This window comes from Haloarcula japonica DSM 6131 (assembly GCF_000336635.1).
Classification (GTDB): Archaea; Halobacteriota; Halobacteria; order Halobacteriales; family Haloarculaceae; genus Haloarcula; species Haloarcula japonica.
The window spans coordinates 26,383-47,414 of record NZ_AOLY01000045.1; the positions used below are offsets into that span (position 1 = coordinate 26,383).

At 51.4% G+C, this 21,032-nt stretch carries 15 protein-coding genes; 11 read left to right on the forward strand and 4 right to left on the reverse strand.

Translation table 11 applies throughout. The features are described from left to right. Positions 1-66 precede the first annotated feature (66 nt). The 10 genes from C444_RS20040 (at position 67) to C444_RS20080 (ending at position 14,074) form a co-directional block, all read left to right on the forward strand. Entirely contained in the window at positions 67-330 is a 264-nt protein-coding gene (locus C444_RS20040; RefSeq protein ID WP_004594931.1) for a HalOD1 output domain-containing protein, read from the forward strand. A gap of 33 nt (positions 331-363) precedes the next feature. Further along, complete coding sequence (locus tag C444_RS21920) at positions 364-594, forward strand: DUF7511 domain-containing protein (protein WP_239641347.1); 231 nt, start codon at positions 364-366, stop codon at positions 592-594. A 620-nt stretch (positions 595-1,214) separates the two neighbouring features. Then, entirely contained in the window at positions 1,215-1,757 is a 543-nt protein-coding gene (locus C444_RS20045; RefSeq protein ID WP_049909663.1) for a DUF7344 domain-containing protein, read from the forward strand. Positions 1,758-4,118: 2,361 nt separating this feature from the next. Continuing rightward, on the forward strand, positions 4,119-4,925 hold the full coding sequence (locus tag C444_RS21520) for a glycosyltransferase family 2 protein (RefSeq protein WP_004594934.1): 807 nt from the start codon (positions 4,119-4,121) through the stop codon (positions 4,923-4,925). A gap of 793 nt (positions 4,926-5,718) precedes the next feature. Beyond that, positions 5,719-6,855: a Gfo/Idh/MocA family protein gene (locus tag C444_RS20055; RefSeq protein WP_004594936.1), complete on the forward strand. Its 1,137-nt coding sequence runs from the start codon at positions 5,719-5,721 to the stop codon at positions 6,853-6,855. Between the two features lie 237 nt (positions 6,856-7,092). Next, entirely contained in the window at positions 7,093-8,598 is a 1,506-nt protein-coding gene (locus C444_RS20060; protein ID WP_004594937.1) for a lipopolysaccharide biosynthesis protein, read from the forward strand. 58 nt (positions 8,599-8,656) lie between these two features. After that, positions 8,657-9,160, forward strand: coding sequence for a hypothetical protein (locus tag C444_RS20065; RefSeq protein WP_004594938.1), 504 nt, complete (start codon positions 8,657-8,659; stop codon positions 9,158-9,160). Between the two features lie 269 nt (positions 9,161-9,429). Continuing rightward, positions 9,430-10,344 (forward strand): hypothetical protein, encoded by a 915-nt coding sequence (locus tag C444_RS20070; RefSeq protein ID WP_004594939.1) that lies wholly within the window; start codon positions 9,430-9,432, stop codon positions 10,342-10,344. Positions 10,345-11,170: 826 nt separating this feature from the next. Then, positions 11,171-12,805, forward strand: a complete 1,635-nt coding sequence (locus C444_RS20075; RefSeq protein ID WP_004594940.1) for a carbohydrate-binding domain-containing protein — start codon at positions 11,171-11,173, stop codon at positions 12,803-12,805. A gap of 12 nt (positions 12,806-12,817) precedes the next feature. Then, positions 12,818-14,074, forward strand: coding sequence for a hypothetical protein (locus tag C444_RS20080; protein ID WP_004594941.1), 1,257 nt, complete (start codon positions 12,818-12,820; stop codon positions 14,072-14,074). A 32-nt stretch (positions 14,075-14,106) separates the two neighbouring features. Here C444_RS20080 and C444_RS20085 read toward each other — a convergent pair whose 3' ends face one another. The 4 genes from C444_RS20085 to C444_RS20100 all read right to left on the reverse strand — a co-directional run bounded on the left by C444_RS20085 (position 14,107) and on the right by C444_RS20100 (position 19,329). Beyond that, positions 14,107-15,375: a hypothetical protein gene (locus C444_RS20085; protein ID WP_004594942.1), complete on the reverse strand. Its 1,269-nt coding sequence runs from the start codon at positions 15,373-15,375 to the stop codon at positions 14,107-14,109. Positions 15,376-15,448: 73 nt separating this feature from the next. Continuing rightward, positions 15,449-16,645, reverse strand: coding sequence for a sulfatase-like hydrolase/transferase (locus C444_RS20090; protein WP_004594943.1), 1,197 nt, complete (start codon positions 16,643-16,645; stop codon positions 15,449-15,451). A gap of 136 nt (positions 16,646-16,781) precedes the next feature. Further along, complete coding sequence (locus tag C444_RS20095) at positions 16,782-17,756, reverse strand: glycosyltransferase family 2 protein (RefSeq protein WP_004594944.1); 975 nt, start codon at positions 17,754-17,756, stop codon at positions 16,782-16,784. A gap of 91 nt (positions 17,757-17,847) precedes the next feature. Further along, on the reverse strand, positions 17,848-19,329 hold the full coding sequence (locus C444_RS20100) for a sulfatase-like hydrolase/transferase (RefSeq protein ID WP_049909666.1): 1,482 nt from the start codon (positions 19,327-19,329) through the stop codon (positions 17,848-17,850). A gap of 199 nt (positions 19,330-19,528) precedes the next feature. Here C444_RS20100 and C444_RS20105 point away from each other — a divergent pair, with 199 nt between their 5' ends. After that, a complete protein-coding gene (locus tag C444_RS20105; protein ID WP_049909667.1) occupies positions 19,529-20,947 on the forward strand; it encodes a sulfatase in 1,419 nt (472 codons plus the stop codon). Positions 20,948-21,032 lie beyond the last annotated feature (85 nt).

The following is a 21,032-nucleotide window of genomic DNA, read 5'->3' on the forward strand; positions in this document are numbered from 1 at the left end:
TATCATCTGAGTTTGCTAGTCTGATAGAGTATATGCTGATACGGGAGTGTGTTCATACATAGAACAATGAGTCTGGAGTGGAACGAGACAGAAACTGTCTTTTGGGCAAACCAGTACGAATCACCGAGTGAAGCGATTGTGACCGCTATAGCGGCCAAAGAATCCGTAACGGAAACCAGTCTTCCACCGTTGTACAACCAGATCGACCCGGATGCCCTCGATACACTTGTTGCAGGGCAGACCAACGACGACATCCAGATTAGTTTTACATACAGTGGGTACACCGTTCGGGTTCGAGACAGCGAGACCATCGAGATCACGCCGACGTAACCGGCTAAAACCTTCCTACTAGTTGTTAAGTGAGTGGATAACGAGGAGCCTCTGGTAAGAGAGCATGCCGTGGAGAAGATGCAGGAGAGCAATACTGAAGCCGTAGAGGGAGATGAGCGAATTTGTAGAGCGATCATCGAACAATCAGGCGCTCAACCCGATCAGTTGACAATATTTTCTGCTACAGATCAAAATAACTCAAATATGTCAGCGTGGATAACAGCCACAGAGGATTCTTTTGTCTATCTATCATTGGTCCGGTAGAATTCTGTCAGTCGTACATCGTCAGCCCGATCACAATAGGCCTATATCTCACACAGATGAGTTCAGACTACCCATCGGATTACGATCACGTCTGCAGAGGTGGTTCTAGGCCGTCACCACTAGATCGCTTGTCAGCGACTTAGTGAATCAAGGAACAGAGGCAATACCGCAGAATCACGATGTATTATTAATAGGATGTTATGTAGTTTGTGTCTATCCTCATTGGTATTCGATAGCGTAGTACTAATATATGTATCTATAATAATACGAAAAGGTTCGGAGTTTCACAGTAATGAAATAGAGGCTTGTGCCGAGCCGAACAATAACACACTGTACTGCGTTTTCACATGCAAGTTCATTTTTATTTATTGCAGATCGTTGTGATTGAGTCATGTAGTACGCCAAATGATTCCGGATATCACAAACTGAAGGATTATATACAGACTGTGGTCAGTCAGCGAAGAACGGGAATACGGTGTACAGGACAAGTAGCTATTTCTTACTCAGGAATTAGAAGGTAACGGGGGTGTAACAAAACGGTACCCCGGGTTTCGTGTATATATGTGGCTCTCGCGGCCTGAACACAAACCAATGCAGCAATCGGGGTCATGAGCGAACCGATGGTAGAGGAAGAACCAGAGCTCTCACGCGACCAAATGTTCGACATCCTCAGCAGCTCGAGGCGTCGATATACGCTTTACTATCTACGCCAGCAAAAGGAGCCGGTCCAGCTAACCGACTTAGCTGAGGAGTTGGCTGCGTGGGAGAACGACACAACCGTTGAAGAACTCTCCTCGCAGGCGCGAAAGCGGGTGTACGTCTCGCTGTATCAGACCCATGCCCCGAAGCTTCAAGAAGCAGGGCTAATAACGTACGACGCCGATACGGGTGAGATAGCTCTTCGAGAGGATGCTCCAGAGGTTGAACCATTCATCAGCAATGGTGATGGTGATTCTAAATGGTATCAGTACTATGGGGCCGTAGCCCTGTTGAACGCCATTTTACTCCTCGCAGCAATTGTCGGTGTGCCGCCACTCAGTGCGATCAGTCCGTTGGTTATCGGACTAGTCGTCATTAGTTCATTTCTCGTGCTTTCTATTGCTCACGCGGTCTCTAGACGGCGGGGAAAAAATGACAAGACGTTTGATATCAGCGAGCCGTGAGCTGAACTCTGTGCTGACTGAAAACACCCCCCAAAGGTAATGTTACTCTTCGTCGTCAGCGGCACAGTCCGGCAGTAACTGATCGGGCGACCGTTTGTACATCGGGGTGCTCGCGAATTCCGAAATCCGTTCCATTTCGCTGTCGGAGATATGTTCCGGCATACACCGCTACGTGTAACTGTTACAGTTTAGTAATTGAGTTCATATTTGAGGTAGTCGGCTTCTTCTAAGCGCTTGCCAGTTGTCGATATTCGAAGTATACTAGTGTTGAGCGTTCGGAATTTTGTCGTAAAACCCTTTCAGATGTTGCGACTATCGGAAGTACTCACCCAGATATCGGCTATAGGAGTGTTTATCAGGACTCCGAATGCAACCGTACTATCCGGTTCTCAGTCACGAATTCTGGCATGCAGTTGCGCTGTGTCTGCTGGACATCAATGACTTTCTAGTGGCCTGGTTTTAATTTATGAGTGTTTAGCAGTGTATCAACAATTAGTCAGGAGAATCAGCGAAGCCTTAGCAAAAGATTAGAGTCCACGTCATAGCTAAAAAGTCAAGATCGAGTGAGCCGGAAAAGACGGTGTGACCGAAGCCGCTCCGGCTCACTGTCAAAGTGGAGAGAGCGATCCGAGTCGACAGCGACTATACAGGGCACGAGCGTCCCTGAGGGGGGTGGTAAGGATTGGGCCGGTGTTGTGGGTGTCGGGTAACTGCCCTCTCCACCAGTATCTTATTTGCAGGGGTGTATTGTTATAGTCGTGTTATTCCGGCATAGCGGTGCTTACCACTCCAAAGTTACGTGGGACCAGCTGTAGCTGAGCCTTTTACTCAAGTGATAAATGCGGGTTAAAGTACGTAGTGGCACCTTTTGAGAGAGACATTTTCGCTTTAGAACTTCGAACGTTAGGATCACGGCAAAAGGGAGTAACGGGTGATATATAATATGGGTTTCAGATACAGGAGAGATGTTGATACAAAAATCTCCGAATGAACTTGATCCGATAGTAAATCCTGTGGCTGTACCCGGTTCGTTTGCTCCCCCACCACAACGCAGTGACATCACCCAGTGTAGTTCTATTGAGCGTCAGAGTAATTTTATCCTACTACCGTAGATGAGTCTGTTTTCACCGTATTGTTGGGTTAGAGGTTGCAGGATAGATTGGTAAGTAAATAGATGCTAAATGGTGCATAGATACTGTATATAAGGACGCAATCTTTAATATAGTAATTACACCTTTCCGAGATATGCTCGATGTAAGCGCGGTAGAGAGGCAGTTTAAAGATTGTCTTAATCTAAGATTAGAGCTATGGCGCCGTGGGCAGAATGCGCGGTTTACACACAACCGGTTGAGTTTGTCAAGACCGGGACGTTTGAATGGAGTGACGGCTGAATGATATCCTCAGAGGAGTGGGAAGACGTACCGACAGATCCAGACTGGGAATCGGACCTAGGCTACGAAATGGAAGAACTAACTGTTGTCAAGTCTTCTACCGATTCACAGTTGATATTTTTACCGGAGCATGAGTCACAACTCGGTGAAGAAGAGTTCATCGTTATTCACTCGGATTCACTTCGAGATCTACGCCGATAGCTGAACAAAGACTATACAGCGTGGGGACCGGCTTTGGCGTTGGATGCTTCTTACATCTGCCACAGGATGCGGTATATGGGGTATAACATATGGGTCCTCCCCCGTGTACAGGGTTTTCTGCCCGTCCACTTAGGGCCATCTGTACGTCTGGTTCTTAACTCGTGAACATACAACTCTATTTCGAACTGTACCATGAGTTGATGGTGGGTCACAATACAATTTGGTTCATTGGCTTCGAACCTCTGTTAGTCCATTTTTATATTTATGACTCACCGACGGAGTTCCCGTTTAGATATTGTGCGCCGACAGTACCACACACGGTGGCTGCCGCTGTAAGCAGATTCAAAGCATCTTCCAATAGTACGCGTAGTAGTGACATAACAAAACAGGAAGGCCATGTATTGATTGGGTATGTGCGCTAGATGGGTTCGACAGTTTGTGGGGGTCTTCATCGTCTGGCTATCGGCGACGTTGGGAGGGATGATATTTATCGGCCGTTGGAACCCGTTATTGTATTACCTTCTCAGCTACGCAGGCTTTCTGTTTGCGGTGGAACTCAGCAATCCAGATGGTGTCCGCCCAAAAAATCACAAACGACTACGCTGGGTTTCCATGGGTGGGTTTGTAGTGTTCATTTATGGAGTTATATCGTGGGTACAGGCAGTCATTGCGACCATGCCAGGGTAGAACAGGAGAATGCGTTACCTACTAATGACAGGATGACTATACTAATGGTTTGAAAGAGAGTTCTACTTCGTAGACAAATTACATGGGATCGGTCAGTGTTGTTATTGCGACATTGAAGCCGCGTGATGAGATTGAAGCAATAGAGTGCCTCAAAGAGCACGCCTTCGACGACTTTGAGGTTATCGTATGTGATGAGAGCCCTGTGACTAGAGCACGAAATGAGGGGATCAGACAAGCCTCAACCGACAAGATCGTATTTCTCGATGATGATTCCCGCCCTCGTCCAGGATATCTTCAAAAGGCGGATGAACTCCTCGAAACGGAGGCGGCATACGCCGGTCGAACAATCCACCCAGTTGATGATGTGTTTGCTCGCCATTTCACCACGCATTACGACTGGGGAGACGATCCTTGCTACGTCAACCACTTCTGGGGATGTAACATGGGCGTTCACAGGGACGTGTTCAAGACGGTCGGTGGATGGGACGAACAGATGGGGTGGGGTCACGAGGAAAAGGAACTCGCCAGACGAGTCAGAGCCGAATTTGATATTCGGTACGATCCCGAACTCGTCGTTGACCATCCGTACGCGTCGTCGATTACTGAATACTGGAAGAAACAGTATAAGCTCGAAACAAAGAGTCCGTACTACTGGTCAAAATGTAATATCTCGCGAGCAGAGCAACTCAAGAATATTTTCTGTGGAGCCCTTGATCCGCTTAATTACGTCAGAATAACGCCAGTAGCTACCGTTATTGAAGCGGGCAGTACTATTGCAAAGACAGCAGGGCGTATTCGAGGATTCCTTAACCACGCCCACTACGAAGAGGACAAAGGCGAAGTACCGAATATTGATCGACCTTCCGAATCCGCGGAGCCGACAGACTAACGTTCCCTGGGTCTCTTCAGTGTTCTGAATTTAGACAAACTAGCAGCTGCTGGCCCAAATATTTCCTTAGAGAGGCGTGAAAGGTTCTGTATTAGTTACTCGCCGAATCCCTGTTCACCATAACCATCTTCGCCGTACCCACGATAGAATATCTCCCGCTTCAAAAGCACTGCAGCTCCGAACGAAAGTCCAGACGCAACGAGGGCTAGAATGGTCCGCCGAGTCGCCTGCTCCGACTCCACAGTCCTCGTCTCTTCATCTGAAGACATCAGTACAGTGAGATAGTCCCCCTCGCGACCGCAGCTACACTTTGTCGGCGACGAGTTTGGTCCATCGTTATCAAGAATCCAGCGACGGAGACCGTTTTAGTAAACAGTCCATACCACCAGCATTGCTGCAGCATATCCTGTGTTGGTCACTATATGCTTCGGACAGAAGCCCAGTTCCTATACAAATAGGAGCATCCCGGAATTAACCGCTAGGTGATTAGCTGGCTTCATATATTCGATAAAGAAGCGACCGTGGTCAGTTCACGAGTGAACAGATGCTTAGCTGGTGGTCTGGTTGTCCTGGTTAGAATCCACCAAGATCACAGTAGTTAAAAGTCATATAATACACTGTGCGTGTTCTAAGACAACACAAGATGGCTGCATACACCCTCTCTGATAGAAGGAGACCAAAGTTTCAGATATATTGTCACGGTCGCATTGAGGGACCAACCAGTCAGTGTGGACTGTCTGAGTGAATCGGTACGAGGTTACTACTATTGAGGCTACTATCCCACCTTCCATCGATGACTTACACTGTCGCAGTCATTGGGACTGGTGCAGATCCGGACGATCCGGGTACCGACGGGTTCGCAATGGCATATAGACACGCAGGCGCATACAGGCGGTTAGATTCATGTGAACTTACCGCCTGTGCCGACGTCATCCCGGAAAACGCAAAAAGTTTCGGAGAAAAATGGGATATCCCGGACGGAAACGTCTACACGGACACTGAGAAGATGCTCACTGCTGTCGAGCCCGACATTGTCAGTGTCTGCGTTCCGCCCCACATCCACGCACCTGTCGTGATGACGTGTGCGGAAAGCGGGGTGATGGACGCCATCCACTGCGAAAAGCCGATGGCAACGAGATGGGAAGACTGTCAGAAGATGGCATCAGCCTGTAAGCGGGCCGGCATCCAACTCACTTTCAATCATCAACGGCGGTTCGGAAAGCCGTTCCGGGAGGCAAAGTCGCTGCTTGAAAACGGAAAAATAGGCTCGTTAGAGCGAATCGAACTCGGTGGAAAAAATCTATTTGATTACGGGTCACACCTGTTTGATCTCTGTGGGTACTTCACTGACCAGACGATGTCGAAATGGGTGATGGCTGGGATCGAATACAGCGAAGAAAACGTGCAGTTTGGGGCCCACAACGAGAATCAGGCCATCGCGCAATGGCGGTATACGAACGGTGTCAACGGCCTCGCATCGACAGGAGACGGTGGCATTGTCGACTGTCATATGCGGTTGCTGGGCTCAGACGGAGTGATCGAAATCGGTGGCGAGGTTCCGCTACGGGTCCGGACTAGCAAAAGCTGGACAACGATCGGCACTGATGGAGAGGACGTACATGGCCCCAACGAAACAATATTCGATGCTGCAAAACAGAAGATAAGCGCTCGAATACCGGGAGTCACTGTAGAAAATGCGAGACCTGAAACTTATATCGACCGTGCCATAGCGGACACCGTCAACGCACTTATCACAGGCCGTGAGCCTGAACTTTCAGCTGACAACGCACTGCAGGCAACGGAGCTTATATTCGGCTGTTGGGAGTCCGCTCGACGGTGCGGACGAGTCGATTTCCCGCTGGAGATTGACGACAACCCGCTGGAGTCGATGGTCGAAAGCGGCCAAGTACTCACTGCAGACAATCAGTAAATCCCAGTACATTCGAACAGTTACACACTGGTAGGGACTAACATAGTACAGCCTGAGAACTCGGCTACGCCTCAGTTACCCCGCCCATAACAAACAGATGGTATCCAAAGCTTGTACTAACGGAGAGTCTATGCAGGCACAGCAATACGGAATACTGAGTTGGAAGGACAAACTGATGTCCGTCAGTCAGCCTGGTGTTGTGGCTCGCCACATTCGTGTCAAGGTGTTTAGAAGAAAATGTTAGATAAACTGAAGCGGTTGATAAAGCGACTGCTCCCGGCCAGCGATGATGTCATGGAGCAGGCTGTGAAAAGTGGCGTTTGGGTCGGTGTAATGAACGTCACTGAACGGGGGTTAGAGTTGCTATTGCTGGTCATCGTTGCTTCACTGTTGTCCCCTCGTGCATTCGGATTGATGGGGATCGCACTGTTAACGCTCTCCTCGCTCAAGAAGTTCTCAGAGTTGGGGATCAAATCCGCTCTGATACAGGCCGAGGAAGACAACGTCGACGACGAACTCAACACGGCTTGGACAATCGAGACAGCCAGGGGGACCGTAATCGCCGTGATTCTGTTCCTTGGGGCCCCGTTTATGGCATCGTTGTTCAACGAACCTGCGGCGACCGATCTGTTTCGGGTCATTGCCCTCTCGCCGTTTATTGTTGGGTTACGAAACCCTGCTGTCGTCTATTTCCAGAAGAGCCTAGACTTCCACAAAGAGTTCGTCTACAGAGTCAGCGGCGCGGTGGCGTACTTTGTCGTCACTGTAGGCATAGCTCTGTATGAGCCAACTGTCTATGCACTGGCAATCGGATACATCGCCGGCGATGCAGCCCGATTCCTCGTCTCGTATATCGCAGACGGATACCGTCCATGGCCGTCGTTTGACGTCGATGTTGCGAAGAAACGGTACAGTTTCGGGAAGTGGGTCACGGCCAACTCGATCCTATATTTCCTATACAGTCGAGGGGACGATGCGTTTGTCGGCTGGGCGCTCATGGCAAGTGCATTGGGGTTTTACCAGCTCGCTTACCGGCTCTCGAACGCGCCGGCGACAGAAATCACGCAGACAATCTCGAGTGTGACCTTTTCGGCGTATTCGAAAGTGCAGAACGACGTCGAGAAACTACGGTCCGGATACTTCCAGACGCTCAGGATGACCACATTGGCCTCGTTCCCAGCAGCAATGGGTATCGCCGCAATCGCACCCGCGTTCGTCGAGGCGTTTTTTACCCCTGAATGGCAGCCGATGATACCAGTGCTGCAGTTACTAGCTATCTACGGGCTATTACGTTCGATGGGGGCGACGATGGGACCGGTCTGGAAAGCAGTCGGACGACCCGACTATATCGCTAAACTCTCTGCTGTGCGTGTAGCCCTCATTGCAATATTCATCTACCCAGCCACGATGATGTATGGCATCGAGGGCACCGCAGCCATCATTACGGGCATCTACATTTTCCCGATGATGCCGATCGACACCTATCTTATTTCCCGGACTGTCGGGGCGTCTCCAGTTCGGGTCCTCAGAGAGGTCTCGTATCCACTGACGGCGAGTCTTGGGATGGCAGCCGCAGTGACCTACGTCCATCAGACTGTGGCACTTAATGCGCCGGTATTGAAGTTTGTCCTGTTAATTCTCGTGGGTATCGGAGTTTATGTAGCTCTGGCTCTGGCCCTCATGTTTAGTTTCAATTGGGAAGTCAAGCAGAACCTCGAATCGATATTCGACGCGTTGGCGTGATCAAAATGAGACAGACAATCCAAATCAATCGACCTGGCGAACAGAGGAGTGGAGCACGATGAAGCGACGAACAGTGCTTGCTGGCGTCGTCCCGTTTTTACAGGGCGGGCGGTGGTTAGATCAGTTGCTGCTCGTCAATCAGGGTGAGATAGTACAAAAGCGGTTCGTCGGCATCGCCGGGGGGGAGACGACTGAGATCGCCGTCACTGACGATGACGGAACAACCGTTTCATCCGAACACGAGGGACAGCTTGGGCAGTCACCAGCAAAGATATCACCTGAGGTTGCAACCTCGCTACGGGAGACGTACGACTCGATACGTTTCCACGTCACAGTAAACCACCACAACGGTAGTCTCAAAGTGTTTAGCCGGACCGGGTCGGTGGAATACCGGATATCAAGAGCGCTCTACAGTGGGATTGCGGTGGGCGACCACATTTCGTTTCAAACATCTCTCCTGAACAGCGATACCATCATCTCACTATCGTGTCTGGCAGATCAAAAGGAGTCCCTCCAACGTCGGTGTCGAGTCGGAGTCGAAGACCCGACCGCAGAACGATAGCAGCGTATAGGAACCAACTCGTAGCAATCTCGGAGGCATGAAACGTTAGGTCTTATAAACAGTGAGTCACAGTCTACTCTGGTCTCATTATCACAGTATCGTCATTTTCACAGTATTGCATAATTTTGATTTTGAGGCCTATTAGACCGGTTCGGCAGTGGATCAAAGCGGTGTGGCCGACTGCCGAATTATCGAAGGGAGTTGGCGGAGAGAACGAATCAGTTTTGCTCGATATAACAATACGTATACCGACAGATGGTCAATTAAAGATGTACACGCTGGAGTCACTAAAACACGGACTTGACAACCCACACAAAATTTTGCAGGAGGTCAACCGGCTGTACCACAGGCGGTTACGGACATGGACGTACAACCGAGATGGAATCGATATTTTTGCCAGAGACTGGGATCACCTCCTCATTTTAGATGCCTGCCGATACGACATGTTCGCAGAGCAGAGTTCGCTCCCGGGCGAACTCGAACCAGTGCAGTCCAGGGCATCAGCCACAAAAGAGTTTCTCAAAGCGAATTTCGACGGACGGGAACTCCTCGACACGGTGTATGTGACGGGGAGTCCGATGCTTCACAGGCACCGAAGCAAGATAAAGACGCAGTTACACGATGTAATCAACGTCTGGAATGAGGACGGCTGGGACGAGCAGTACCGAACTGTCCTTCCGAAAACGATGACCGAGGCCGCTATCGAAGCGAAAGAGCGCTACCCCAACAAGCGACTGTTAGTCCATTACCTCCAGCCACACTATCCGTTCCTTGGACCGACCGGTCAGGAGCATTTCGATCTCGGCCGACTCGATTTCGAGTGGTACAAGCTTCTTAGCGGCGAGTTAAACGTTTCCGACGCTGTTGTCAAGCGGGCGTTTAAGGAGAATCTCGACGTGGTACTTCCCGAGGTTGAGCGACTCTTTGATGAGTTTTCGGGGAAAACGGTGGTCAGCGCCGACCACGGGCAGGTTATCGGTAAACGTGGGTTACCGATACCGATCCGCGAATACGGCCATCCGCAGGGGATATACTCCGAGGAACTGGTGACGGTTCCCTGGTTAACGTATGAATCCGGAGACCGGCCCGAAATCATTGCTGAGAATTCCGGTGAATCAGCGACTACAGATCACGACGAAGAAGCCGCTCGCCAGCGGCTTGAGCATCTTGGCTACGTGAACTGACTAGACTATTCAGGTACCTTTCATCAGTGACGGAATTCAGTAACCGAGACCCCTAGGCGATATTTAGACCAGTAACAGAGATAGTCATGCCCAGAGACAGCACAGACAATAGCCTTTGCTTAAATCTCGAAATATACGATAGTCTGATCATACCTATCTGATTCTGATTATTTGATCGTCATGTTCATTATTAATTTGCTTTAGCTTTTTGGTATGCAAGAAATGATTGCTTGAGAATCAAACTAGCCTGTTGAGACCCCATTTCGTAACAACGAATAAAATAGTAAATAGGGATTACCGGAGTGTGACCTACAAAGAACAGAATCGCTCGCACGACAGCGACGAGCTGTCGCGAGATGATAAGAACAAGACGGGAACAACCGTCATAGACCGCCGCACGTGCATGAAAATAGCAGGTGTCGCCGCTGCTTCCCTCGCAGGTTGTACCGGTAAAGTTGGTCCTACTACAGGTGGATCGGCAGCAAAATTCGGGTATGGTGGTGAGCCTGCAGTTACGACGCAACTCACTGCGATCGATGTTTCGAAGGTAGCCGAAGACACGAATATGTTGAATTCGGTCAGCAGTCTCAGCATTGACTCCCCTCTCTCGACGACACTATCGTCAGGGTCGTCCGATCTCTTTGCATTCAAGCCCGATAGCGAAGACGTAACGATCAAATTCATCCCTGATTCTGAGACGGGCGCAACCGCTCTCGGTGTATTCAACCCCGACGGTAAGCTCCTGTCACAAGCATACGCGAGTTCAAATGCACCGGTGTTTCTCCCAGAATCCCTCTCAACTAGTGGCACACACTATCTGCAAGTCATGGATGTCAGTCGAACCGGTGGCGATTACTCGTTGAACATCTCGACGGACAGTACGACACAGTCTCAGTCACCGTACGAGGGGACAGTCAAATCGATCCCCGGACGGATTCAGGCGCAAAACTTCGATATCGGCGGCGAAGGCAAGGCATACCACGATACGTCTGGTGGGAACATCTACGGCTCCGCTATCCGTGATAGTGATGTCGACATCCGGACGACGGAAGACGAGTCCGGAAAGTACAATGTCGGCTACTTCCAGGCCGGGGAGTGGTTGGAGTACACCATCGATGTTTCCCCCGGGACCTACGATATCAGAGTCCGGGTGGCATCAGCACTCTCGAACGGACAGCTTGAACTGTCACTCGGGGACCAAACCCTGGCGACTATCGATGTCCCAAACACCGGCGACTGGACCTCATGGGAGACAGTCACGATAGAAGACATCGAGATCAATTCCGAGCAGCAAACGACGCTTCGCGTTGAGGCACTGGATTCCGGCGTTGAGTTCAACTGGATCGAGTTCGATAAAATCGAAGTTCAGAAGCCGTACAACGGGACGCCTGCGGCGATCCCCGGACACATCGAGGCTCAAAACTACGACACCGGCGGCAAGGGGATCGCGTACTCGGATACGACATCCGGAAACGAATACGATACCAATTATCGTGACACCGATGTCGACCTCCGAGAGACCCAAGACGACTCCGGAGCGTACAACGTCGGCTACTTCGAGGACGGCGAATGGCTCGAATACTCAGCTGATGTTTCGCCGGGACAGTACAATCTCAAGGTCCGCGTCGCAACAACACGGGATAATAGGCAACTCCGGTTCTCTCTCGGCGACAAAGAGTTAGGTACCGTCGACGTGCCCAACACAGGCGGTTGGACGACGTGGGAGACGGCGACGCTGGAGGACGTGACTATCGACGCCGACGGACAGCAAGTCCTCCGAGTCGAAGCCGTCGGCTCTGGGATCGATTTCAACTGGGCAGAGTTTACCGTCGCCGGTAACCAGCCGCTCAGTGACGTTCCGACACTCCCTGGCCGGGTTCAGGCACAGAAATACGACCTCGGCGGCAAGGGTGTGTCGTACTACGATACGACCACCGGCAACGAGTACAGTCTCGGCTACCGCGACTCCGACGTCGATATCCGAGAGACCCAAGACGTCTCCGGCGAGTACAATATCGGTTACTTCGAAGACAGCGAGTGGCTGGAGTATACCGTTGATGTGCCGACCGGAGCGTACGACATCGACGTCCGTGTCGCGACAACGCGATCCGACCGAAAACTCCAGATTTCGCTTGACGGTGAGCAGATCGGAACAGTCGATGTCCCGAACACGGGTGGATGGACCACTTGGGAGACGGCAACGCTCTCTGACGTGACGGTCGATTCCGGTGGCGAGCACGTCATCCAAATCAAGGCAGTCGGTTCGGGGATCGACTTCAACTGGTTTGAGTTCAGTGAGGCCGATGGGACGGAAACCGAAACCGCGACGCCGACGGAAACAGAAACCGCGACGGAAACAGAAACCGCGACGCCGACGGAAACTGAGACGGCGACTGAGTCAGGTACTGACGACTTCGGCAGCGAAGGCTACGGTATGGGTGGGTACGGGGGTACCCAGTAACACAAGATAACAATGGCAAAACGATACAATACACCCGCAGAGGGCACGCTCGATTGGCACGTACCGCTTAACGAAAATTTCAATAAACTCGACAAAGAGGTCGAGATTCGGGATGCAGAATCCAATATAGAACAGTACGAACCGAACGCTGGTTCTAAATTCCTCGCGACGGATACCGGTACAGTGTATCTCGGCGACGGGGACGTCTGGAATCCTATCGGGGACATAACACCGTCGTCTACGGGGTCCAAGACCGCCGATGACGGGACGATAATCGCGTCACCTGGAGATGTCCAATCTGCAATCGACGACGCTGCAAACGGGGCTGAATGGGGTAAAAGGCCAACACAGACAGTCCGGTTAGTTTCAGGCGAAAACTACACTATCTCGGATACAATTAAATTGCGGCGCGGGGTCAGGCTAGAGTGTAACGGCGCTAGAATCGTCCCGTCCGGCGATTTCAACGTAATCGAGATGTACCGTGAGAGCCAGCTCATTGAACCGCACATTGACTCACGGAACCAAGGCTGGAGCTCAACCCAGATTGTCGTCGGTGCTGACGACGCAGCAAAACTCGAAGTCGCCAATCGTGCTTGGGTCCGAGATGCGTACCTCATGGGCGATAAAGGCGCTGGAACAGGTCTTCAGTTCCGCGGCGGAAGCGGGGGCCCTTGTTCAATGCAGTGGGCAACAGGGACAATTAACGGGTTCAAGCGTGCAGTAGATCTGTACGCAGCCGGCGGCGATACCAGTGGTCAGGGCGACTGGTCCAACGGCAACCACTTCGAGGGGTCCATCCGAAACTACGAAATTGGTGTTTCGATGCGTTCGGAAGGGGCAGCCGTTACCGGGAACTCTTTCCGACTACAAGCACAACCGAATCCACGAGTCAGTAAGTGGCTCTGGCATATGGAAGACGACCCCCGCTCTAGCTCCCAGCGCGGGGATAGCTCTTACGTAAAGAAGGGCAATGCTATGATGGTGAAGTCTTGGGACAATATCAATTACGAGAAGAATCCGTATTATGACAGCAGTGATCGAAAACCCCCCGTTTGGTACATTGGGAAGGGCAAGCAGTACGCGAACTCGATGTACGCCTTCGGGGGCCTAATGGGCAACCAGTATATCGTCAATAACGCGGATACGCCCGATAGGAACGGTATCCTCACTGGCCACGGTGGACATGTAACAGGGACTTCGGAATGGAGTCAGCCACCAACCTACCAACGCAACGACAGCCGGAACTGGCATCACGAATCACGTAACTGACAACGAACGCCGTATATCAGAAACACTCGGTTTCAGTTATTCTCAGAATCCGGGTGCCATCTTCTGCTGTTGTTTCGGCTGTATGCAGGATCAAAGCGGAGCTGTGTCGTCCCGGTGACTTCCCCGCCGTGGGCAGTGAAGATTCCGTTCCGGTCAGGGTTATCAGAGTTGTTGACAATAAATTCGTTTCCAAGCAGTCCGCTAAAGTCATAGAGCGAGTTTCCGTAGCGAGTCCCTTTTCCGAGGTACCACACAGGGGACCGCCTCTCGCCATTAGAGGCATAGGGATTGTTTTCCTGGTAATTATCGACATCCCAGGGGTATATGAAGAAGGTGTTGCCCTTCATCAGATAGTTTTCACTGTCCCGGTTGGTTCTAGGGTCGTCCTGCATCCACAGAAGCCACTCACTTCGCTTACTGTTGGCTTGTGCTTGTACCCTAGCTGTGTTCCCACTGACCGCTGCGCCTTCGGAACGCATACTTATCCCGACGCGATAGTTCCGAATGGATCCCTCGAAGTGGTTGCCGTTGGACCAGTCGCCCTGACCACTGGTGTCCCCTCCGGCCGCGTAAAACTCCAGTGCGGTATCAAACCCATTAATTACGCCATTAGCCTCTTGCATCGAACAGGGGCCATTCTGGCCACGAAACTGAAGGCCCGTTCCCCGTCCCGGCTCCCCAAGCAGATACGCATCCTGCACCAAGGCACGGTTTGATGGTTCTAGCTTATCGGATTCTTCGGTGCCAATGAGAATCTGAATTGACCCCCAACTTATATTCTGTGTGTCGACATGCGGCCGGATCAGCTCTGTCTCTCTCCGTAGCTCAAACACGTTGAAATCGCCGGATGGGACGATTCTAGCGCCGTTACACTCCAACCTGACGCCGGGCCTCAGCGTGATAGTATCAGATATATCATAAGTACGCCCGGAGATAAGTCGAATCGTTTGTGTAGGTTTCTGACCGAAAGTAGAGTTCGTTGCAGTAGCGTTTATTGCTTCTTGAACCTCACCGGGTGGAGCTATTACTGTTCCATCAGCTGTCCGAATAAAACCGTCTCGAACAACGTTTACAGAGGCGCGCTGCTGCCAGTTGTCCCCGTCACCGAAATAAACTTGTCCAGTGTCGGTTGCGAGGTACTTCGCTCCTGGCTTGGGAGTATATTGGCTGCGGTTCTCTTCGGTATCTCGGATTTCGACATCGGCATCTATGCGGGAAAAGTTATCATTCAGTAATGCACCCCAATCTTGGGTGCCCCGAGGTGGACGATTATACTCATGGTTCGCTGTGTGTTCATCCATGATGCTCGTTAAGAAATTGTCCAACAATAAAAATATGAGACGTTTACTGGGCGTATCCTAAGCCACCCATCGATTAGATGTATCCCATTTCTTCTAGGTGTTCAACTGTGGCGTCGTCGATATCGCGTTCAGTGTTGGCAGCTTTCCTCGCAAGAATCGAATCAATCTTCGAACGGGCCTCCTGCTTGTCAAACCCTGGTAAGCCGTAGGACTCGTGTCCGGGAGTGAACATCTTGTACGAATCGACGATGTTGTTCTTGTACCGAACTTGCTTCCCGAACGGTTTCTGTAATAATAAGACCAAGTAAACTAACGAAGCGGTAATCTGTGATCCTTCAACGAATACGTGTCCGCCGTCATCGTCCCAGATGCTCTGGATAGTTCGCTCAAATCCACCGGTTAACTGGATAAGACGCTCAATTGGATCGGCAAGAGTGCCGTACCGAATGTGACGGAGGTGATTGTATCCAGTTTCTCGGTCACCACCATCGATGAATCCGTCTGTCTGTCCGATGTCGATATCATGTCTCATTGCGTCTGCGATAGTCGGAACCAAATCCACATGGTGAAAGAGATCATCGACGTTTTCGGGCTCAAGATCGGGGTGAATGAACGTCGTCGGGACGTAGACGACTTCAGGTGTGGCAGCATGTGTGTGCCCGAAGAAGCCGTATTCACCGAGCAGTTCGCCGTGGTCGCTCGTATACACCACTAGGGTGTCATCTGCGAGACCGCGTTCGTCCAAGACATCAAGAACCCGTTGGAATTCTTCGAAAGAGCGCTCTACACCCTGCTTATAATCAGTTTGTGCTTGTACCGGTTGGGTCGAAATTCTCTCAAAGTACTCATCAGCCGTCTCGCTTGCGTACTCGTACTGATCCCACTCGAACCCGTTGTACGGTGCGTGCCCACCAGGACGGCGGACCACATGGACGAACGGTGGGTTTGCTTCCTCGATAGTCGTTCGCGACGGGGAGTTGAAGATGTCTGCAATGCCGTCGTTCATCCCCCCTTTGGCTCCCATTGACGTCTCGTGTGTATCTATGTCGAAGACAGAGCGCACATCGTGTGGCACTGTGTGCTTGAAGCTGTGGATCCCGCTTCGGGGGGGTAGCAGTCCCGTCAGCAGACTCCCGAAAGATGTTGGGGTGTGAGTCGATGCTGCGATAGTTTTGTGCGTAGGTCCGAAAGAAGACAGGGTGTCTGCTATCGTGTCATATCTGACAGCGTCGTCGACGTAGATGAGGACATTCTCGACATCCAAATCCATAGTGACCAATCAGAAGACTATCGGAAGGAAAGTAAGATGCCCATTAATCGAGAAAGTAGTCAGTCATTTAACTAGTTTAATCGCGAATCTCGACTGCTGGCGATAAAAGCTGCCGATGGATTGTCATAGTCAATTCCTACTTGTGTATCGTATTCGTTCTACAGCGATGGAGCAGTCTGACTATCGTATGTGCCGCCACATATGTAGGTTTCCCGCCACACGCGACGGCCGAGTACACGAGCCTCGATCTGTCAAGAGGCTGGTATCGCAACGACTTAAGAAGGTACTTTCTGGCATCGCTGTAGTAACCGTTCTTCAGCGCTTCCTGTCCGAGAGATTCGGTCGTTGCGGCCATGAATGCGCGCTCACATCGCCACCCGTACTCCGCGGCTAATTCTCTATGTTTCTCAACGAATAATGGGTAGGAGATGTCCCGCTTCTCCTCAAAATTATCGCTGATTCGGGAATCTTCCGTCACACGACGACGGGTCGTGAGTGGCTCCGACACCGGTTTAAATTCACAGTGACAAGACAGGCGGAGGAGCCAGTCTCGATCCTGCCAGCTCGGAAAGTCCGTATCAGGGAGGCCGGCTGCTCTGATGACATCACGGCGGACCATAATTGTCGTAAATTCACCGAGAGACCTGCCGCGAAGGATTTGTTCGGTGACTTGCCCCTCAAGAGAGAATACAACTGTCCGCTCATAGTCGTCATACACGTACTTGGAACCGGTGTAGACAACGCCGACCTCCGGACCTGCCTCACGGAACGCTTCTACTTGCTTCTCGATTTTCACCGGGTCCCAGTCGTCATCGTCATCGAGGAAAGCGATGTACTCGCCGTTCGATTCGCGTATACCGGTGTTCCGGGCCTCGTTTGCACCTCTGTTTTCATTGTGTCTGATGATCTCTACGTTTGTATCACTGTGAGTGAAGGAATCGAGAGTGTCCCTCGCCGGAGTCGGTGAGTGATCATCGACCACAATCAACTCAATGCGATCATATGTTTGGTTGTGAACGCTCTTAACTGCGTTCCGGAGGTTATCTGGGCGTTTGTACGTCGGAAGGACCACACTCACGAGTGGGTCGTTTATATTTCGCGTCCTTGTCATGGTGTGTTTAGCGAGTTGGTTCGGAAGCGACAGTCGTTATGCAAGGGAGTACAATTAACCCGTTTCCCGAGAGAGTCGCAGTAGGCGAGTGTCACTGGAGATATCCTAGTTCTTCGAGACGGGCCTTACTGTCCGTGCTGATAGTGTCATCGTTCGACGACCCACGGGAGAGTCGACCAAGTTCGGCTCGAAGTTCCATCCTGAGACGTTCGGAGACCTCGGGATTCATAGACGTTACGTCATCCTGTTCGGCAGGGTCCTCGTGACGGTTGTACAATTCGGTTTTCTCCGGTGCCTCGATGATCTTCCAGTCCGTAGTCTTGAGTGCCCGAAGCGGACGGTCAAACCGCGTCGCTGCTCGGTCGAACGATGACACTGATTCCCGGAGCGCATCCATCGACGGTTGTGGGACAAGATACTCAGCGATAGCTCGATCCCGTGTAGGGACAGCCCCGTTTTGTGGGACTAAGCTATGCGTCGAGACGGCGGGGTCGGTTGGGGCGGCAGCGTCCGCGAGGTCTATAATGGTCGGATACAGGTCACGGACTTCGACAGGCCCGGTAACATCATCCTCATCAAAGAGCTCTGGATACCGAACGAAGAGTGGAACGTGAACCAACGTCTCGTAGAGGCAGTATTGGTGATCCATTAGCCCGTATTCCCCGATGTTTTCTCCGTGGTCACCGACCAGAATGACAGCAGTTTCCTCAAGAATATCTAGGTCGATAAGCGTGTCATAGAGCCGTTTCAATTGCGTATCCAAATAGGCCAGTTCCGCTTTGTACAATGCTTTGAATAATTTGATGTCGGATTTCGTCAGTTCCTGGTCTCCAGCAACATACTGCCACGGGTTTTGATCGAGGTCCGAGACACGCGATTGATCAATATCATCAGGCAAATACTCGTCAATAAACGAGGCAGGTGGCTCATATGGAAGGTGAGGCTCAATATAGTTTAAGAAATAGAAGAACGGACGATCTTTCTGCGCTTCTTCTTTCAACCAGTTAATTGTCCGAGACGTAGTGTGGCGCGCACCGTCGTCCCGACGGCCTGCGAAGAACTTCGCGTATCCGGTTGTAGCCGCGCCCTTGAGTAAATCTACGGGGCCTTGCCCTTTAAATACACTTAACAGAGAGTCCCCTGTCGCGGTTGTGTTCCGGTCACTGATGACACTCGAGAGTTCTGGAGCGTCCCAGAAGAGATCCCATTTCATCGAGAACTCGTCGAAGCCATCATCAAATCCAAATTCCGGGCTTATCCAGACGTTTCCGGAGATGCCTGCTGTTCGATACCCCGCGTCGGAGAGTTGGGATGCAAGTGAGCCAGAGTCCGGTTCGAATCGGTGGTTGCCAGCGTGGACCCCATGTGACGACGTATACTTTCCAGTGAACATCCCAGCATGAGAGGGGAGTGTCCACGGTGCGGTGGCCGTGGCGTCGCTGAACGTAGTCCCTTCATCAGCTATACGTGACACTGTCGGCATCAATCCGGACTCAAGACCCGGGAGGACGGTTCGTGCCCGCGCCGTATCAAGAACTACGAACAGAACGTTTGGATGAGATCTGGCCGTCATTGAAATCCAATGTTTCACCGACAGGTATAGTTATGCGACCCAAAACTGGGCTCATGGTTGCCAGTTCATTCAGAGGGTCTTTATCGAGCAACGGGCTACGCTGTACTCGGTCATTGAATTAACAGGTGCCAGCACCACGTCAGTAACTGTTGATATACGGAACCATTAACAAAGAATCAATGCCGCATTCGGGTTTATAATGAGCGAGGAAGCCGCCGATCCACCAAATATTATCTGGATTACTCTGGACAGTATTCGACATGACCACACAACGTTAAATGGCCATACGCGGCCAACGACACCGAATCTGGAACGAATCGCTCGTAAGACACGTGGTGTCGGGTTTACTAATTGCATTGCCGCTGCGAACTGGTCGTTGCCGTCGGCAGCGTCGATACATACCGGAGCGTTCCCCGAACGACACCGAACAGGCTACGGGACTAACAAACTCCCACAGAGCGTTGATACCGTCGCTGAGCGGTTGCGTGAGCAAGGATATCAAACAGTTGGTATTTCGGCAAACCACTACTTCAGCGAGGCCACCGGTCTTGATCGTGGCTTTGACACATTCAAGCAAATCAATCCTAAGGAATTTCTCAAAGAAGTTAATCCGTTAACTGTGCTCCGTTTTCTTTATAATGTCCGTTCCCACTCTGGTGGGTTTACTGTAGAGAAAACAAAGCACCGGCCTGACTTCTTCGTCAACGAGATCGTCAAGAAACAGCTATCGTCTCGAGCCGGATCGGAGGAGCCATTCTTCTTATCAGCTCATTACCACGGGGCACACGTTCCATACTATCCGCCACCGGCATGGAAAGACCGATTCGCTTCAGATCTCATCGAGTCCCCAAAGGCAGCTAGCGAGCGCGCTTTCCGTCACACCACTGACCTTCACAAAGGAATCGCAAACGTCAGTGAGTTCAAAGAGCGGGACTGGAACGCGCTGAACGTGATGTACGACACCCTGATAGCGTACTCCGATTCACTTGTCGGAGATCTCTTCGATCATATGCAGTCGCTCGATCTGGATAACACTGTTTTCGTTGTGACCGCTGACCATGGTGATCTACTCGGTGAGTACGGTCTGCTTGGCCACAAGTTCGTCCTCCATGACGGGTTAGTGCATGTACCGGCTATCGTACACGGGCTTGATTCTGTAGTGGGCAAGGCTGACGAACTCGTCCAACACGTCGACATCATGCGAACGCTCGTCGAATATGTCGGTGGCGATACTACTGGTCTTGATGGCGTGGACCTGCGAACCGGCCACCGGACAGCAGCTCTTAGTCAACGTGGCGCTGGTATCCAAGAACCAATCTCAGAGATAAAAGGGTATAATCCTTCATTCAACTCCGACCGTCTCCGCGACGCGGCGATCAGTTCACTTCGGACTCATGATTTCAAATACCAACACAGCGCCAAAGGCAACGCGCTATTCGAACTCCCGGATGAAGAGTCCGACGTCTCGACGAAGTACCCCGGCCGTTTAGACGAACTTGAAACGGACCTCATGGGTCGACTCGACAGAATCGATACGGAGAAAATAGACGAGGAAAGAGCTGAATTTAGCGACGATGTAAGAGACCACCTTTCAGATCTGGGTTACGTAGTCGAGTAGCGACGCTAGAGAACGAGTATGCAGAGCGACTACTCGCCGATTCCCCATCAGTACGGGACGCGATTTTCTCAACGTGTGTCCTCGG

What these genes read in the sequence shown, in the direction of transcription:
- C444_RS20040 (WP_004594931.1), top strand. Translation starts at nt 67, where the DNA reads ATGAGTCTGGAGTGGAACGAGACAGAAACTGTCTTTTGGGCAAACCAG.
- C444_RS20045 (WP_049909663.1), top strand. Translation starts at nt 1,215, where the DNA reads ATGGTAGAGGAAGAACCAGAGCTCTCACGCGACCAAATGTTCGACATC.
- C444_RS21520 (WP_004594934.1), top strand. Translation starts at nt 4,119, where the DNA reads ATGGGATCGGTCAGTGTTGTTATTGCGACATTGAAGCCGCGTGATGAG.
- C444_RS20055 (WP_004594936.1), top strand. Translation starts at nt 5,719, where the DNA reads ATGACTTACACTGTCGCAGTCATTGGGACTGGTGCAGATCCGGACGAT.
- C444_RS20060 (WP_004594937.1), top strand. Translation starts at nt 7,093, where the DNA reads ATGTTAGATAAACTGAAGCGGTTGATAAAGCGACTGCTCCCGGCCAGC.
- C444_RS20065 (WP_004594938.1), top strand. Translation starts at nt 8,657, where the DNA reads ATGAAGCGACGAACAGTGCTTGCTGGCGTCGTCCCGTTTTTACAGGGC.
- C444_RS20070 (WP_004594939.1), top strand. Translation starts at nt 9,430, where the DNA reads ATGTACACGCTGGAGTCACTAAAACACGGACTTGACAACCCACACAAA.
- C444_RS20075 (WP_004594940.1), top strand. Translation starts at nt 11,171, where the DNA reads ATGGATGTCAGTCGAACCGGTGGCGATTACTCGTTGAACATCTCGACG.
- C444_RS20080 (WP_004594941.1), top strand. Translation starts at nt 12,818, where the DNA reads ATGGCAAAACGATACAATACACCCGCAGAGGGCACGCTCGATTGGCAC.
- C444_RS20085 (WP_004594942.1), bottom strand. Translation starts at nt 15,375, where the DNA reads ATGGATGAACACACAGCGAACCATGAGTATAATCGTCCACCTCGGGGC.
- C444_RS20090 (WP_004594943.1), bottom strand. Translation starts at nt 16,645, where the DNA reads ATGGATTTGGATGTCGAGAATGTCCTCATCTACGTCGACGACGCTGTC.
- C444_RS20095 (WP_004594944.1), bottom strand. Translation starts at nt 17,756, where the DNA reads ATGACAAGGACGCGAAATATAAACGACCCACTCGTGAGTGTGGTCCTT.
- C444_RS20100 (WP_049909666.1), bottom strand. Translation starts at nt 19,329, where the DNA reads ATGACGGCCAGATCTCATCCAAACGTTCTGTTCGTAGTTCTTGATACG.
- C444_RS20105 (WP_049909667.1), top strand. Translation starts at nt 19,529, where the DNA reads ATGAGCGAGGAAGCCGCCGATCCACCAAATATTATCTGGATTACTCTG.